This window comes from Companilactobacillus bobalius, from assembly GCF_009764355.1.
The window spans coordinates 364,831-380,533 of record NZ_LNUA01000031.1; the positions used below are offsets into that span (position 1 = coordinate 364,831).

The 15,703-nt window shown below is 34.9% G+C and carries 15 protein-coding genes; 13 read left to right on the forward strand and 2 right to left on the reverse strand.

Going from position 1 to position 15,703, the window contains the following annotated elements; all coding sequences use genetic code 11:
* Positions 1-258 precede the first annotated feature (258 nt).
* The 5 genes from ATN92_RS19305 to ATN92_RS06270 all read left to right on the forward strand — a co-directional run bounded on the left by ATN92_RS19305 (position 259) and on the right by ATN92_RS06270 (position 4,249).
* Complete coding sequence (locus ATN92_RS19305; RefSeq protein WP_056953792.1) at positions 259-1,266, forward strand: glycoside hydrolase family 73 protein; 1,008 nt, start codon at positions 259-261, stop codon at positions 1,264-1,266.
* A 128-nt stretch (positions 1,267-1,394) separates the two neighbouring features.
* Complete coding sequence (brnQ, locus tag ATN92_RS06255; protein WP_056953794.1) at positions 1,395-2,732, forward strand: branched-chain amino acid transport system II carrier protein; 1,338 nt, start codon at positions 1,395-1,397, stop codon at positions 2,730-2,732.
* Positions 2,732-3,481: an HAD-IIB family hydrolase gene (locus ATN92_RS06260; protein WP_056953796.1), complete on the forward strand. Its 750-nt coding sequence runs from the start codon at positions 2,732-2,734 to the stop codon at positions 3,479-3,481. The genes brnQ and ATN92_RS06260 overlap by 1 nt, the downstream gene beginning before the upstream one ends.
* Before the next feature lie 94 nt (positions 3,482-3,575).
* Positions 3,576-4,049 carry a DUF2975 domain-containing protein gene (locus ATN92_RS06265; RefSeq protein ID WP_056953798.1) on the forward strand — a complete coding sequence of 158 codons (474 nt, stop codon included), beginning with the start codon at positions 3,576-3,578 and terminating at the stop codon, positions 4,047-4,049.
* A complete protein-coding gene (locus tag ATN92_RS06270) occupies positions 4,046-4,249 on the forward strand; it encodes a helix-turn-helix domain-containing protein (protein ID WP_056953800.1) in 204 nt (67 codons plus the stop codon). Before ATN92_RS06265 ends, ATN92_RS06270 begins: the two co-directional genes overlap by 4 nt.
* Positions 4,250-4,750: 501 nt before the next feature.
* On the opposite strand, the gene ATN92_RS06275 is transcribed toward ATN92_RS06270, so the two are convergent.
* A complete protein-coding gene (locus ATN92_RS06275; RefSeq protein ID WP_056953802.1) occupies positions 4,751-5,698 on the reverse strand; it encodes a sugar-binding transcriptional regulator in 948 nt (315 codons plus the stop codon).
* Between the two features lie 175 nt (positions 5,699-5,873).
* On the opposite strand from ATN92_RS06275, the gene ATN92_RS06280 reads away from it, so the two are divergent.
* The 8 genes from ATN92_RS06280 to citG are packed head-to-tail and all read left to right on the forward strand — an operon-like array spanning position 5,874 to position 13,454.
* Entirely contained in the window at positions 5,874-7,022 is a 1,149-nt protein-coding gene (locus ATN92_RS06280) for an NAD(P)-dependent malic enzyme (protein WP_056953805.1), read from the forward strand.
* Between the two features lie 43 nt (positions 7,023-7,065).
* The gene (locus ATN92_RS06285) at positions 7,066-8,352 is read left to right on the forward strand and encodes a 2-hydroxycarboxylate transporter family protein (protein WP_373887553.1); all 1,287 of its coding nucleotides are present in this window, start codon (positions 7,066-7,068) and stop codon (positions 8,350-8,352) included.
* A gap of 6 nt (positions 8,353-8,358) precedes the next feature.
* The gene (citC, locus tag ATN92_RS06290) at positions 8,359-9,372 is read left to right on the forward strand and encodes a [citrate (pro-3S)-lyase] ligase (RefSeq protein WP_056953807.1); all 1,014 of its coding nucleotides are present in this window, start codon (positions 8,359-8,361) and stop codon (positions 9,370-9,372) included.
* Positions 9,362-9,655: a citrate lyase acyl carrier protein gene (gene citD / locus ATN92_RS06295; RefSeq protein WP_056953809.1), complete on the forward strand. Its 294-nt coding sequence runs from the start codon at positions 9,362-9,364 to the stop codon at positions 9,653-9,655. The genes citC and citD overlap by 11 nt, the downstream gene beginning before the upstream one ends.
* Complete coding sequence (citE, locus tag ATN92_RS06300) at positions 9,655-10,557, forward strand: citrate (pro-3S)-lyase subunit beta (RefSeq protein WP_056953811.1); 903 nt, start codon at positions 9,655-9,657, stop codon at positions 10,555-10,557. Before citD ends, citE begins: the two co-directional genes overlap by 1 nt.
* Positions 10,547-12,088, forward strand: coding sequence for a citrate lyase subunit alpha (gene citF / locus ATN92_RS06305; RefSeq protein WP_056953813.1), 1,542 nt, complete (start codon positions 10,547-10,549; stop codon positions 12,086-12,088). The genes citE and citF overlap by 11 nt, the downstream gene beginning before the upstream one ends.
* Before the next feature lie 11 nt (positions 12,089-12,099).
* Positions 12,100-12,639, forward strand: a complete 540-nt coding sequence (gene citX / locus ATN92_RS06310) for a citrate lyase holo-[acyl-carrier protein] synthase (protein ID WP_056953814.1) — start codon at positions 12,100-12,102, stop codon at positions 12,637-12,639.
* Positions 12,636-13,454: a triphosphoribosyl-dephospho-CoA synthase CitG gene (citG, locus tag ATN92_RS06315; RefSeq protein ID WP_056953816.1), complete on the forward strand. Its 819-nt coding sequence runs from the start codon at positions 12,636-12,638 to the stop codon at positions 13,452-13,454. Before citX ends, citG begins: the two co-directional genes overlap by 4 nt.
* Positions 13,455-13,581: 127 nt before the next feature.
* Here citG and ATN92_RS06320 read toward each other — a convergent pair whose 3' ends face one another.
* Complete coding sequence (locus ATN92_RS06320) at positions 13,582-15,621, reverse strand: SpaA isopeptide-forming pilin-related protein (protein ID WP_158106629.1); 2,040 nt, start codon at positions 15,619-15,621, stop codon at positions 13,582-13,584.
* Positions 15,622-15,703 lie beyond the last annotated feature (82 nt).

Consider the following 15,703-nt stretch of genomic DNA (forward strand, 5'->3'; position numbering starts at 1 on the left):
TTGGCTACCAATGGGTTTATTCAATTAAACATTTCATTTTTATGGAATTTGTTATCCAATTTCTTTTGGAAAAGATGTGATTGGGTTATTTGATGTAAAAAAATCTTAAATTTCTTAAGAATTTCTTAATGTCAAGTAACAAAAAATTACAATTTATTTTCGAATGTTTAATTCTTGTTACAAAATCCGGGTTTTATTGAAACTAAATTTTGTAAATAGTAGTCTATAACTAGATTATTTATTAAGGGGAAACATTCTATGTCTAAAAAAAATCTAATTACAAGTGCCTTGGTACTTGGAACATTGGCTGCAACTGCTACGCCTTCAGTAGTATCAGCTGCTACAACCGATGCAGATTCTACAGCATCTGACACAAATACAGAACAAGTAAATAACAAATCACAAAATAACGACGAAAACGTCATTGCTGGCTCTGACGTAAAAAAGGCTGATACCACTGTTGCTAACTCATCAATTGTACAATCAGCAAGTGAATCACCATATGCAGCTTCAAATGCAACAGCAATTGTTCAAGCTGCTTCAGGGTTATCATCTTCACAACAACAAGCTTTCTTAAATGAAGCCGTTCCTATGGCTCAAAAAGCTGCTTCAAAATATAACCTTTATGCGTCAGTAATGTTGGCACAAGCCATTCTTGAAAGTGGTTGGGGTGCTTCAACATTAGCTACTCAAGGTCATAACTTGTTTGGTATTAAGGGTGACTATAATGGTGCTTTTGTAACAATGCCTACATCTGAATACAGTTCATCAAAGGGTTGGTATACAATTTATGCTAACTTCAGAAAGTATCCTAGTTACTACGAATCATTCTTAGACAATGGTGACAAGCTTCGTAATGGTGTTTCATGGAATTCTAGCTATTACAAGGGTACATGGAAAGAAAATGCAAGCTCATATAAGGATGCAACAGCATGGCTACAAGGTAGATATGCAACAGCTCCTAACTATGCATCTTCTTTGAACAACATCATTTCCACATACAATTTGACACAATATGATGGTAACGCTCAAACAAACGGTAGTTCACAAGATACTCAAAAGGGTGTTATTACAGTTAGAAATAGTGCTAGTCCTTATGTAAAATTACTTGCTTTACAAAGTGATGGTACATATTCAGTAATTACTAACCGTGCTTTAGGTAATGACACACCATGGCAAACTGATCAAACTAGAGTTCTTAATGGTCACACATACTATCGTGTTGCTACTAACGAATGGGTACAAGATACATACGTTGTTAAATAATAAATGTATAAATTTACTTAGACATCCCAATGGGGTGTCTTTTTTTGCTTAAAATTCAAATATTAGTTGTTTCAAAACGTTGATTTGATTATGATATTTAGATGAGTTTAGTTAAGAGAGTGAAATAAATGAAAACAAAATTAACTTGGAGAAATTTATTCTTCATTGGTTCAATGTTATTTGGATTATTTTTTGGAGCTGGAAATCTGATTTTTCCAGTCTTCCTTGGTCAACAAGCCGGTAGCAATGTTGGTTTAGCCATTATTGGTCTTCTAATTACTGGAGTAGGATTACCTCTTCTAGGAGTTGCCAGTATGGGAATTACAGCTAGTAATAGTGTCTTTGATTTAGCGGGAAAAGTTAATCGTCCGTTCGCTTATATTTTTACAATTTTACTTTATATGACAATGGGTCCGTTGTTCGCAATTCCGAGATTAGCGACGATTTCATTTCAATTAGGAATCGCACCCTTTGTCGATAAAGGGCATCAGAGTTTAGTATTGTTGATTTTTTCAGCTATTTTCTTCTTTGTAACGTGGTTATTATCAAGAAAACCAAGTAAATTGATGACTTATGTTGGTAAGTGGTTAACACCGATTTTTCTAGTTTTATTAGGAATTTTGATAGTAACAGCTTTTGTGAAGCCGATGGGTAATTTGCAGGCTGTTCCACAAAATCAGTATGCGACAAGTCCAGTTCTGACTGGATTTACTGAAGGATACAATACGATGGATGCTTTGGCTTCATTAGCTTTTGGCGTTGTCGTAATTGATACTATTAAATCATTAGGAATCACTCATCCTGGTCAAATTGCTAAAGATACCATTAAATCTGGTCTTATCAGCGTAGTAATTATGGGAGTGATCTATGGTTTCTTAGCACTAATAGGAACAATGAGTGTAGCTAAATTGCCATTAGCTTCTAATGGAGGCGTAACTCTGGCACAAGTCTTCAATTATTATTTCGGTTCTTTTGGAAGTTTGTTGTTGGCTTTGATTGCTATTATAGCTTGTTTGAAAACCTCAATTGGTTTGACAACAGCCTTTGGTGAAACTGCTGAGGAGATGTTTCCTAAATTCAAATATCAAATTACTTTAATTGTAGTTGGCGTGATTTCGTTTTTGATTGCCAATATTGGTTTAACAAAATTGATCAATTATTCGACACCTGTTTTGATGTTCCTTTATCCTCTGGCTATTGTTTTGATTATTGTGGCAGTTTTAACACCGTTAATTGGTGAATCGAGATGGATCTTTGGTTTGACAACCTTATTTACAGTCATCCCATCGTTGTTTGCGGGAGTTGATGCTCTACCAGAAACTTTGAAAGGTTCTAGTTTTATTCAAAATGTATTACATTGGAATAGTTATTTACCACTGGCTTCATTAGGCTTGGGGTGGGTAATTCCAGCTCTAATTGGATTAGTAATTGGTTTTATGATAAATAAATATCAGGAGAAAAATTAATGAAATATATCTTTGACGTTGATGGAACTTTGAGTTTTGATGGTGAAACAATTGCTCCAGTGATCAATTCCGCTATTGACGATTTGATTGCGGCAGGGAATGAAGTTATTTTTGCTTCAGCACGTCCGATTAGGGATCTTTTACCAATGATTCCTACCTTTACGAATCAAAAACTAATTGGTGCTAATGGTGCCATGATTTCAATAGATCAAAAGGTTAGAGTGATTTCCAAAATAGACCTTGAGTACTATGATTTCTTAAAAGAGTTGATTAATGAATTTCAGTTAGATTATATAGTCGATGGTAGTTGGAATTATTCATCTAGAATTACTCAAGAAAGTTTTATTGAAAAAATGATTGATCCCAAAAATTTAGCTAAACAGGTTGCTCTGGAAGAAATTGTTGAACCGATTAAAACAATCTTTGTTAATTTAGATGACTCTTTGCAGGGAAAGTTAATGACTCTCATTAAGGAGAAGACGACTTTAAACGCTATTGGTTTAGCTGGTGAGGGAACGGTTGATATTACATCGCAGAATATTAATAAGGCTTATACTTTAGAATATCTACAAGTTGATAAGTTTGTAGCCTTTGGTAATGATCGCAATGATTTGGAAATGTTAAGTGAAGCTCAGCAGAGTATTTGGATCAATAGTAAGCCGTCACTGTTGAATTTTGGTAAAAAAGCAGATGTTATTTGTGAGGCTAATAGTGAAAAGGTGGCACAACTTATTAAAAGCTTTATTTAATATATATATATATATATCGATTATCAATATAAATATATTGTTTTTCAATATGCAAAATGCTAAAATACCCCTAATAATTGATGGGAGATTGGGCATGAAGATTAAAACAGTACTTTTAAAGTTAGTTACAGCTATTATCGATTTGTTTGTCTTATTTTTTTGTTTTACTTTAACGATGGGAACTATTTCGTCTATTAAAGAGGGCTCAACTTTTGGATTACAAACTTTAACAGCTAGTTCTCTATTCTTAGGTTGTTTAGTAATCTTTGGCATTAGTTATTATTTGTTTAGAATTTTCTTTTTAATTGATCGGCGAGATTTCTTCAGTAAAATTGCCTTACATGCGGTCAAAATGATTCGTTATTTATTCATCGCTGAATTTGTGATTTTGTTAGGCATTATGCCGTTTGTTTACTATACAGCTGACCATGGAGATGCGCCGGGACTAATTATTATTGTTGGTGCAGTTGTATTTTTACCTTTAGCCATAGCTACTTTTGTTTATACGATGGAACAAATCTTGGATAATTCTATTAAAATGAAAGATGAAAATGATTTGACGATATGATAAATGTTAATTTGGATATTATGTTATTAAAACGAAAAATGACAGTCATGGAATTGGCAGACAAAGTTGGGATTACTCAGGCCAATATCTCTATCTTGAAGAATAATCGTGCTAAGGCAATTCTTTTTTCAACGTTAGAAAAGATTTGTCAGATTTTACAATGTCAACCAGGCGATATTTTAGAATATACTGAAGAATAAAAGAACAGCCTCTATTAAGTTTTCAAGGCATATTTCATGTTCAAACCTGGTTGTAACTGGATACCAACTAATGTAATTGAAATATGCGTCGTCCGCAAAAAATCTGTGAGCCGCTGGAACGTGGTGGACACGACTTCAAGCTAATAATTTCACACTTTGTGCGAAATTATGGATCTCGAAGCTCGGTCTTTTACTAACCTTGCTACGCAAGTTAAGTAAAACTTCACCACTGAGGGCTCACAGATTTTTTACTACCGACTAGTTCGTTGGTTCTAATTACTGCTGAGTAAAACTGCGGCATCTTGAATTCTTTAACTCTATATAGTACAAATGGATTTCTTTTTTGTTTTACATTTAGATAGTAAAAAGGTGTTTATATTAACCAATTAAAATTTGGCTGATATGAACACCTTTTTTGCTTTGAGGATGAAAGATCATGTATTAAAAACATTTATTTTTAATAAAGTAATCGAAAATTAAGCACAAACATACTTTATTTAGCTATTCTAATTCAGCTAAAACCTTGTTAGCTGTAGGTTCATTGAGAATAACATCCGTGAAGTAATTACCGTTTAAAGCAGCTTTTAAGGCTAAGAACTTAAATTTATCATTTACGATTGCTACTCGAGTTGGAACTTCCATAGTCTTTTTGAAACTAATACCGAATACCTTATCATGCTCGTTATCGATTAATAAGTTCCCATCTTTATCAATTGGGCGGCCATAAACTAAGGCCGCAATTGAATTAGGATTAATTTTTGGAAAAAGAATGTCTTCAGAATTATACCAAGAGTTGACACTATTAATCGAATCAATTGTTCCTACACTAGTAAAAATCAAATCTAATTGTTGGGCCGTTGCTAGAGTTGGTTGGATAGCTGGTTCCAAGGCAAGTAAACGTCTTACCTCTTTGTTGGCTATATATAGTGGAGCATCAATGGTCAGATATGTACCGTTATAACGAACCGCAACTTTTTGAACCATACGCATTGATCCAGCTAAAGAGTTATGTTTACCATTTTCGCCAACAAACTGTGTAAAGACCATGTTTTCTTTGGGAACGGACTGGAATGAATCAATTACGTGATAAATCGTATCTCCCCAAGTAAGACCAATAATCTTTTTTCCATTTATCAAATTCTGTAAATATTTTGCCGCAAAGGAATAGAAACGGTCGTCTTCATGAGCGATATCTTCTGTATTTTTTAAAATGTAAAAATTTAGATTGGGGAAAAAATGTTTAAATTTGTTTTCCAAATCGTGGCTTCGAGCAAATGGTGAATTGATATTAATTGTAACGATGTTCTTTTCAATAGCTTCATTTAAGTATTTTGAAATTTTATAACGGCTAATATTATATTTTTTAGCGATTTCACCCAGATTAAGATGTCTAAGATAATAATCCTGAGCTAAATCGACAAGTAGTGAAGTGTCTTTTTCTTGATCCATAATCGAATCTCCTTTGATATATATATAAATTACCTTAATTGTAAATTAATAGCAATTTTTTAAAAATTTAATTCTTGTGAAATCATTTACATATTTTAAAACGAAGAGTAATATGATAATTGAAAAATGTTAATAAATAAGTTATTTTTTTAAAAATTTAAAAGAGGTGCAGCTTATGAATAGTGAATTAATAAAAAAATTACATAGTGCGCATACCGGAGTTCTGGAAATTGATGGGGAATTACCAGTATCAACTAAGGAAGAATTAGGTGAGGCCTATACTCCAGGAGTTGCTGAAATTAGTAAACTTATTGCTAATGATCACAGTCTTGCTTCTGAATATACTGTCAGTGGTAAATTGGTAGCAATTATAACTGATGGTTCAGCGGTACTAGGATTAGGAAATATTGGACCTCAAGGTGGATTACCTGTTATTGAGGGTAAGGCTTTGTTATATAAGAAGCTGGCTAATGTTGATGCAATACCTTTAGCCTTGGATCAAGTTGATGTCGATGAATTCGTTCAAACGGTTGCTAATATAAGTAAGAGTTTTGCAGGAATTCATTTGGAAGATATTGCTGCACCAAAGTGTTTTGAAATTGAAAAAAAACTTGCTGAAAAAATTGATATTCCAGTTTATCATGACGATCAAGAAGGAACAGCTATTGTAGTTTTGGCCGGTTTGATCAATGCAGCAAAAGTTGTTCATAAAGATTTGAAAGATATGAAAGTAGTTGTCAATGGAGTTGGGGCTTCAGGATTAGCTACAGCTGAATTGTTATTTGATAGTGGTGTAAAGAATATTGTTCTAGTTGACCAAAAAGGTGTCATCAACAGTAAAGATACAACATTGAATGACTATCAATATGATTTATATAAAAAGGTCAACTATAAGACTGAGGCAAAAGATTTAGCTGAAGCAATGAATGGTGCGGATGCATTTATCGGTTTGTCAGTAGGAAATGTAGTAACTAAAGCAATGGTTTCATCAATGAATGAAGGAATTGTATTCGCATTAGCTAATCCAAAACCTGAAATTGATCCAGCCGATGCTAAAGAAGCTGGTGCTGTTGTAGTGGCTACAGGTAGTTCACAATATCCTAACCAAGTTAATAACATCTTAGCTTTCCCAGGTTTATTTAAGGGATTACTTGAAAATCATGTCAAACATTTCAGTTCTGACGTAGAAACTAGTGTGGCAGAAGGGTTAGCTTCAATGATTGAGTCACCTAAGGCTGAAAAAATTATTCCTGGTGTCTTTGATGACGGCGTAGTAAAAACAGTATCTGATGCGATAACAAATTTTGTGAAAAAAGGTGAATAAGATGGAAACAAACTCTATTCCTAATGATGCACAACATAAAAATATCTTTCAGAAGTTTATGGGATTAAATATTGGAATTGTACCAATGCCTTTATATCTGTTGTTATTAGTCACATATCTGTTGTTAACAATTACTAAGCAAATGCCTAATGATATGATTGGTGCCATTGGTATCATGACGTTATTTTCTTTTATTCTTGAGGAAATAGGAAAGCATATTCCAATTTTGAATTCATTGGGTGGTAAGGTGTTGGTTGTCACTTTCTTACCCTCTTATCTTGTTTACATGGATTGGTTACCAAATAGCACGACCAAGATTGTAACTGATTTTATGAATAACAATAATTTTCTAGCAGTCTTTATTGCATTATTAATTGTCGGAAGTATTTCGGCTATGAATCGAAAGACTTTGATCCAAGCCAGTATGCGTATTATCGTAGTTCTTTTGATTTGTGAAGTTGTAGGACCACTAGTTGGTATGGGATTTGGAATGCTATTAGGACTTTCAGCATATAAATCATATTTCTTCATTGTTGCTCCTATTATGGCTGGTGGTGTTGGTGAAGGTGCCTTGCCATTGTCATTAGGTTATGCGGCTATTATTTCAATGGGTCAACAAGACATTTTTGCTCAAATTTTACCTTGTGTTATGTTAGGTAGTCTTGTCGCAGTTATTGAAGCGGGTATCTTGAGACAAATTGGTGTTAAGAAACCAAGTTTGACTGGAAATGGTCGTCTAGTTGAAAGCGATGATAGTGCTGATGAATTAGGTAGTCTTTCTTCAAAATCTGATACAGCTAATATTACTAAGATGTTGATATCAGGTATCTTGGCCATTACTTTGTACATGCTTGGTGTATGGGTTAACAGTGTGATTCATTTACCAGCACCTATCGTATTATTGATCGTAGTAATGGTTGCCAAAATGTTAGGTTGGATTCCAGATTCTGTACAAGAAGGTGGAAAGTCACTATACAGTTTGACAGTTAAAGGTATTTCTCCATTATTACTATTCGGAGTCGGTGTTGCTATGACTCCTTGGAAGTCATTGGTAACTGTATTCACAAATGTACCAATGCTACTTACAATCTTTGTTACAGTTACGGCCATTATTCTTGCTGCATTCTTTAGTGCCAAATTATTAGGCATGTATCCAGTCGATACAGCAATTGCCGTATCATGTTGTTCTGGTCAAGGTGGTACAGGTGCTCTAGCAATCCTGGCCGCTGGTGATCGTATGAACTTGATGCCGTTTGCTCAAGTTGCAGTTCGTTTGGGTGGTGCAATTACTGTTACACTTTCAATTTTCCTTATGAGATTTTTCGCTTAGGAGATTATGTTGGATACGATAAAAATAGATTTAAACGACCCTTACTATTATCAACAATGGCAAAAGTTGATTGAAAATGAGGGACTGTACATTGAGAATTTAGATGATATTACAGAAACAATTGGTATTTATGATGAAGATAAGCTGATTGCAACAGGATCTTATTTTAATAATGTTCTGAAGTATTTGGCAATTGATCCGGAATATCAAGGTGGTAATGTTTTTAATAAATTAGTTTCATATTTAATTAGTGATTTGGCTAGTCAGAACATATTTCATGTTTTTGTTTTTACCAAGACGCAGTACCAAAGTAGTTTTGAATATTTAGGATTCAAACTGGTAGCTAAAAGTAGCTTCTCAACGCTTTTAGAAACTGGGGATTACTCGATCACTCAATATATTTCTGAACTACCTAAGGTATCAGGAAATAATATTTCTGCAATTGTTATGAACGCTAATCCTTTTACGTTAGGACATCGTTATTTAATAGAAGAAGCATCGAAAAAGAGCGATGTAGTTTATGTCTTCGTAGTTAGTCAGAATGCTTCTTTATTTAAAACTTCAGAACGTATTGAATTAGTTAAAGCAGGTACTAAAGATTTAAACAATGTTGTGGTTGTAGCCGGCGGCGATTATATGGTTAGTTTTGTAACTTTCCCATCATATTTTATAAAGAGTCGTAGCGATGTAGTTACTTATCAAACAGAATTAGATGCCCAAGTTTTTAAAAGAATTGCAGAGGCATTAAATATTACTAAACGTTTTGTAGGAGAGGAACCATATTCACCTACAACTGAAATATATAATCAATCGTTGAAGAAAATTTTAATACCTGAAGTTGTATTAGAAGTGTTGAAGCGTAAAGAGATTGGCGGCGATATTATCAGTGCTACTAAAGTTCGCCAAGCTATTAGTAAAGAAAATCTAGAAGCGATTAGAAAGTATGTTCCAGAAACAACTTTTGATTTTATAAAAACGAATTTAAAGGATTTATTAAGGAGGATTAATAATGGAAATTAAACATACGGCACTAGCAGGTACACTTGAATCTAGTGATGTTCAAATTACTCTTTCTGAGGGTAAGGGAATCAGTATTGACCTTGATTCACAAGTTGAAAAACAATTTGGAAAACAGATCAAAAAGGTAGTTACAGACTTATTAGCTAAATATGAGATTAACAATGTTAAGGTACACGTTGTTGACAAAGGTGCTTTGGATTGTACAATTAAAGCTCGCTTAATCGCTGCAATTCAACGTGCAACTGATACTCAGAATGAACAAAATTGGGGGGTACTCGAATAATGGAACGTTTGAGAAGAACTATGATGTTTGTTCCTGGTAATAACCCAGCTATGATTAAAGATGCCGGTATTTACGGAGCAGATTCAATAATGTTTGATTTGGAAGATTCAGTTTCTTTGGCAGAAAAAGATGCTGCTAGAATGTTGGTCTTTGAAGCCTTAAAGAATGTAGATTATGGTAACTCTGAACTTGTTGTCAGAATTAATGGTTTGGACACAGATATGGGAAAAGCCGATATTTATGCAATGGTAAAGGCTGGAGTTCAAGTTATTCGTTTACCTAAGACTGAAACACCTGATGATGTAGTTGAAACTGAAAAAGTTATTGCTGAAGCAGAGAAGTTCTTTGGTATTGAAAACGGTCGTACACATATGATGGCTGCTATTGAAAGTGCTGAAGGTGTTTTGAATGCACCTGCAATTGCTAAAGCTTCTGATCGTTTGATCGGTATTGCTCTTGGTGCTGAAGATTACGTTACAAATATGAAGACACACAGATATCCCGATGGCGCAGAACTATCATTTGCTCGTAATATGATTCTTCATGGTGCTCGTGCAGCAGGGATTGCAGCCTTTGATACAGTTTATTCTGATGTTGATAACACTGAAGGATTCAATCATGAAGTAGAAATTATTCATGAATTAGGATTTGATGGTAAGTCAGTTATTAACCCAAGACAAATACCATTAGTAAATGCTATCTATGCTCCAAGTGAAAAGGAAATTAGAAATGCTAAAGCTGTTCTAAATGCTATTGAAGAAGCTCACAAGAAGGGTTCAGGAGTAATTTCCTTACATGGTAAGATGGTTGATAAACCAGTTGTTGCTCGTGCAGAAAGAACTATGGCCTTAGCCAAGGCTTCACACTTAGTTGATAAGGAAGGCAATATTTATGTTGAATAAAGTAAATCGTGAAATTCCCGATGAAATTTTAAAAGATAAAAATTATAAACCATTTGAAACAACTGAAATCGGTAATCCCGAAACTACTTATGTAGCACACGAGGTAAAAGTTTCACAAGGAAATGATAAGTTAGTTGATTCAATTAAAGATGTTATCGCTAAAGTTGGTTTGAAAGATGGAATGACAATTTCTTTCCACCATCATTTCCGTGAAGGTGATTTTGTCTTTAACATGGTTATGCAAGAAATTATTGACGAAGGTTTTAAGGATTTGACATTAGCACCAAGTTCTTTGACCAATGTTATGAATGATATGGTAATTAAGGCCATTAAAGCCGGAACAGTTACTCATATAACTTCATCAGGTATGCGTGGTAGCTTGGGAGATTTCATTTCACATGGTGGTTTGAAAGATCCAGTTGTTCTTCGCTCACATGGTAACCGTGCTCGTTCAATCGAAAATGGTGATATTAAAATAGATGTTGCTTTCTTGGGTGTTCCTAATTCTGATGCTGTCGGAAATGCTAATGCTATCAAAGGTGACGCTGTCTTTGGTTCAATGGGTTATTCACTTATGGATGCCAAATATGCTGATAAGGTAGTATTGTTAACTGATACAATCATGCCTTATCCAAATACACCTGCAAGTGTTAAACAAACTCAAGTTGATTATGTCGTTAAGGTATCAAAAGTCGGAGATCCAGAAAAGATCGGTTCCGGTGCTACAAGATTCACTAAAGATCCTAAGGAATTAAAAATTGCTAAGACTGTTAACCAAGTAATCACACATTCTCCATATTTCAAAGATGGATTTAGTTTCCAAACTGGTTCTGGTGGTGCAGCCCTTGCTGTTAGCCGTTATCTAAGAGAATCAATGATTGACAGGAATATCAAGGCATCATTTGCATTAGGTGGTATTACTAAACCAACAGTTGATTTGCTAGAGGAAGGTTTAGTTAATAAGATTCTTGATGTTCAAGACTTTGATAAGGGTGCTGCCGCAAGTATGGCTAATAATGAAAATCAACAAGAAATTGATTCTTCATGGTATGCCGATCCTTATAATAAGGGCGCTGCAGTAAATCAATTGGATGTTTGTATCCTATCGGCCTTAGAAATCGATACAAAATTCAATGTTAATGTTATGACTGGATCAGATGGCGTACTACGTGGTGCTATTGGTGGACATCAAGATGCAGCTAACGCTAAATTGACTATCATTTCTGCCCCACTAGTTCGTGGTAGAATTGCGACAGTCGTACCAGACGTAACTACTGTTGTTACACCTGGTGATAGTATTGATGTATTAGTAACTGAAGTAGGTATTGCTATTAATCCTAGAAGAAAAGATTTAATTGAAGCTTTGAAAGATGTTCCTGGTGTTCCAGTTTATACAATTGAAGAACTACAAAAACGTGCAGAAGCTATTGTTGGTAAACCAGAAAAACTACAATTCACTGATCGCCCAGTTGCTTTGATTGAATATCGTGATGGTAGTTTGATCGATACCGTTTATCAAGTTAAAGATTAGGAGTAAAAAAGATGGTTGATGTTTTTTCTAAAGGAATACCACAAGATATTACCCAAATATTGAAGAGTAGAGATATGCGTGTAAGAGAGCAGCTCATTCTTTTAAAAAAATTAAATAACAATCAATCATTAATTAATGCCAAATTAAACATACCTGGTCCAATTAAAAATAATGCTTATTTGATACAAGTTTTCTATCGCGGTTTAAAAAGATTTTTGCAAGAATCAAAGGTTGATTATCGGTTGATATGGGATGTAGCAACTGGTCCAGAGGCCTTTTTGATTCTTGATGGGTCAGCTAAAGATTCAAAGCAAGCTGCTATTGAATTTGAAGACAATGATAATCTAGGCAGACTATTTGATATTGATGTTTTGACGGAGGATGACGGTGTTCCTCATCCAGTGAGCAGACAAGATTTTCACCAAGTAGGACGTAAATGCATAATGTGTGATCAACCTGCTAAAGTGTGTGCTCGTAGTCGAAAGCATAGTGTTAAAGAAATGCAGAACTATATTAGTGAATTAATAAATAAAAATGTGGAGCTTTTATGAAATCAAGTAAATACTTAGCAGATGCTGCAGTGAAAGCTTTATTATATGAGGTAAATGTTCACCCTAAACCGGGATTAGTTGATCCAGTTGATAACTCAACTCATTTGGATATGAATGTATTTACTTTCATTGATAGTGCTGTATCGTTACATCCATATTTGGAAGAATTTGCGCAAGCTGGAATTGATTTTGAGGGTAATGATTTGCGTGACTTGTTCAAATCAATTCGTCCGATTGGAATTAAGGCTGAAGAAGCAATGTTTGAGTCCACGAACAATATTAATACCCATAAAGGAGCAATTTTTTCCTTAGGTATAATATTGGCAGCGTGTGGTTATGATCGTGATAATATCCAAGCGACTATAAAAGCGATGCTTCAAGGTTTAGTTGAGAATGATTTTAAGGCTTTGGACAGTAAGAAAAACTTGAGCAATGGAGAAAAAATGTTTCTCAAGTATGGAGTTACTGGTATTCGCGGTGAAGCTGAGAAAGGGTATCCGACTGTTTTCGATAATTCTTTACCATATCTAAAATCACAAACTGATGTTGATCTTAACAGTATGTTTTTGAATACTTTAATGGTTATTGTTTCTCATTCGTATGATTCTAATGTAGTAAAACGTGGCGATCTTAATTCATTAGAGAGAATTCAAAAATATGCTAAAGATATTTTAAATGTTGGCGGTTGTGGTAATTCTGAAGGTAAGAAAATTTTGGATGATATGAATGAATATTGTAATAAAAACAATCTTAGTCTTGGTGGAAGTGCGGATCTTCTGATAGTTACTATATTTTTATTTTTATTTTTAATTTAGTGTGTGAATAAATGACCCCTTAGATGTGCAGGTTTAGTTGAAAAATCTGTGTATTTAAGGGGTTTTTGTGTGCAAAAAAAGCATGACGCCAATAGATAATTGGAATCATGCCTTTTAATGTAAAATATTATAGATTCTTGATCAAATGTTTAAAGATTAAGAACAAAGCTAAGAATGATCCGATAACTGCCATGAACAAACCACTAGCATTACCAGTTTGAGGGAATTTCTTCTGACTGTTTGCTGACCCTGATCCGTTAGAAGTTACATTAGATGTATTTCCACTAACATTGTCACTGTTGTCAGTGTTGGTTGGTGGAAGAACTTCGTCAGGATTTGGTGCAGGAGTGATGGCTCCAGGATTTTCGGGTTCAGAGGTACCTGGGATTTCAGGTTCTTCGGGTTTAACGGGAGGGACTGTAGTACCAGGATTTTCGGGTTCTTCAGGTTTAACAGGAGGGACTGTAGTACCAGGATTCTCCGGTTCTTCAGGGTTTTCAGGCTCTTCAGGGTTCACAGGTTCTTCAGGATTTTCAGGTTCTTCGGGTTTAACGGGAGGAACGATGATTGGAGGCTTAACAGGATTTTCAGGTTCTGTCGGAGTCTCGACATCCTTAGCTTCAAGATCTGTTGTTTCATCTTTTGTGATAGTGAATTCGATTGGTTCATCATTTAATTCATAGCCTTCAGGGGCTTTTGTTTCAACAAAGTAGTATGTTCCGACTGGTAGGCCGGTAACATTGATTTGACCACTTTCATTAGTTGTCAAATCGCTCTTAATAACGTTCTTGTCAGCGTCTAGTAGATTATATACGGCGCCTGGTAAAAGCTTGTTAACGACTGAATCGACTTTTGTCAATGTAACATTACCAGTGAATGGTTCGTCTGTTTCGGAAATATTTAAATCCAATGAACCATCAGAAGGTAAAGTGATTGTGATTGGAGTTGGATTCAATTCATAACCATCAGGAGCTTTTACTTCGGTTAAAGTATATGTACCAAGTGGTAGATTTTTAATATTGATAACACCATTTTCGTCAGTTGTGACATTGGACATAAGAACTTTGCCAGTACTATCTTTTAATTCGTATTCAGCGCCAGCCAAAACTTTTCCAGAGATAGCATCTGTCTTAGTAAGCTTAATCGTTCCAACTTCTTCACCGTTGCCGGTACCACTACCACCCCAAGATGTGTTGGAGTCGATAGAGTAATCGCCTTCGCTTGACCCCATTGTTGCGTGGTTAGTCCAGGTGTTAGTACCATCGGCATTAGGTGTAACTTTGACTCTATAGTAAATATCAACAGCTGTTGTAACATTACCAGGGAAGCTAATCTCAACGACATTTCCGTTAACGACTACATTTGGATATAGTTGCTGACCATTGCCAACAAAGCCACCATTTTGGTAAGAACCACCAATGGCAGTTAATGAACCAGGGATATACTCTTGGTTAGGACCAAGGGTATCTTTGATGACAACGTTCTTTAAGTTGTTTTCGTTAGGGTTAAAAGCAATATTCCAAGTTAATTCGTTAGGGACATTGTTTTGATCATAACCAGCAACCCAACCAACTTTATTAAACATCCAATTTTCGCCTTCATTGTTGTTATTGGTTTGTGTACCTTTAGCAATGAGATTTAATGTACCTTTACGGTTGAGTGTAGTATTGGACAATGCATCGTTAAATGTAATAGTACCAGTACTTTCACCATTTTTAATGGAGCCAGTACCAATTTCTACACCATTGGAATCGTAGATAGGGAATGATAGATCACCAGAAGCTACTATTCCATTGGGTAGCTCAAAATCAGATGTATCGCCAGCATTGATTTTAACACCATCAGGAATACTCCAATTATAGTGTACATTGAAGTTCAACCATGTATATAAATCATCGTCGGGTCCAATAGGATTACCATTCATATCAGTTACTTTGGCATCTTCGCCATTTAATCCGCTGATACCTTCAATAAATCTAGGTGTGATTAATGGATCAGATGAAGTTTCACTGGTTTGACTGGTAGAAGGGTTCGTAGTTGTTATAGTAGAGGTTGAACCAACTTGCGAGGACGTTGCAGCTTTTACTGTTTGTCCACTAGGCATAAAGATAAGCAAAAATGTTAAAACCAATCCAACTAAAGTTATATAAAGAAGTGATTTTTTCATTTTAGACATCTCCAGTGAAAGAGTATGTCAGATTTTTGATCTGTACAACTCGTTTAAACTATTGTAAAAAAGGCAATAGGTT

Excerpts from the sequence above, each read along its gene's own strand:
- ATN92_RS19305 (WP_056953792.1), top strand. The coding sequence starts at position 259 with ATGTCTAAAAAAAATCTAATTACAAGTGCCTTGGTACTTGGAACATTG.
- brnQ (WP_056953794.1), top strand. The coding sequence starts at position 1,395 with ATGAAAACAAAATTAACTTGGAGAAATTTATTCTTCATTGGTTCAATG.
- ATN92_RS06260 (WP_056953796.1), top strand. The coding sequence starts at position 2,732 with ATGAAATATATCTTTGACGTTGATGGAACTTTGAGTTTTGATGGTGAA.
- ATN92_RS06265 (WP_056953798.1), top strand. The coding sequence starts at position 3,576 with ATGAAGATTAAAACAGTACTTTTAAAGTTAGTTACAGCTATTATCGAT.
- ATN92_RS06270 (WP_056953800.1), top strand. The coding sequence starts at position 4,046 with ATGATAAATGTTAATTTGGATATTATGTTATTAAAACGAAAAATGACA.
- ATN92_RS06275 (WP_056953802.1), bottom strand. The coding sequence starts at position 5,698 with ATGGATCAAGAAAAAGACACTTCACTACTTGTCGATTTAGCTCAGGAT.
- ATN92_RS06280 (WP_056953805.1), top strand. The coding sequence starts at position 5,874 with ATGAATAGTGAATTAATAAAAAAATTACATAGTGCGCATACCGGAGTT.
- citC (WP_056953807.1), top strand. The coding sequence starts at position 8,359 with ATGTTGGATACGATAAAAATAGATTTAAACGACCCTTACTATTATCAA.
- citD (WP_056953809.1), top strand. The coding sequence starts at position 9,362 with ATGGAAATTAAACATACGGCACTAGCAGGTACACTTGAATCTAGTGAT.
- citE (WP_056953811.1), top strand. The coding sequence starts at position 9,655 with ATGGAACGTTTGAGAAGAACTATGATGTTTGTTCCTGGTAATAACCCA.
- citF (WP_056953813.1), top strand. The coding sequence starts at position 10,547 with ATGTTGAATAAAGTAAATCGTGAAATTCCCGATGAAATTTTAAAAGAT.
- citX (WP_056953814.1), top strand. The coding sequence starts at position 12,100 with ATGGTTGATGTTTTTTCTAAAGGAATACCACAAGATATTACCCAAATA.
- citG (WP_056953816.1), top strand. The coding sequence starts at position 12,636 with ATGAAATCAAGTAAATACTTAGCAGATGCTGCAGTGAAAGCTTTATTA.
- ATN92_RS06320 (WP_158106629.1), bottom strand. The coding sequence starts at position 15,621 with ATGAAAAAATCACTTCTTTATATAACTTTAGTTGGATTGGTTTTAACA.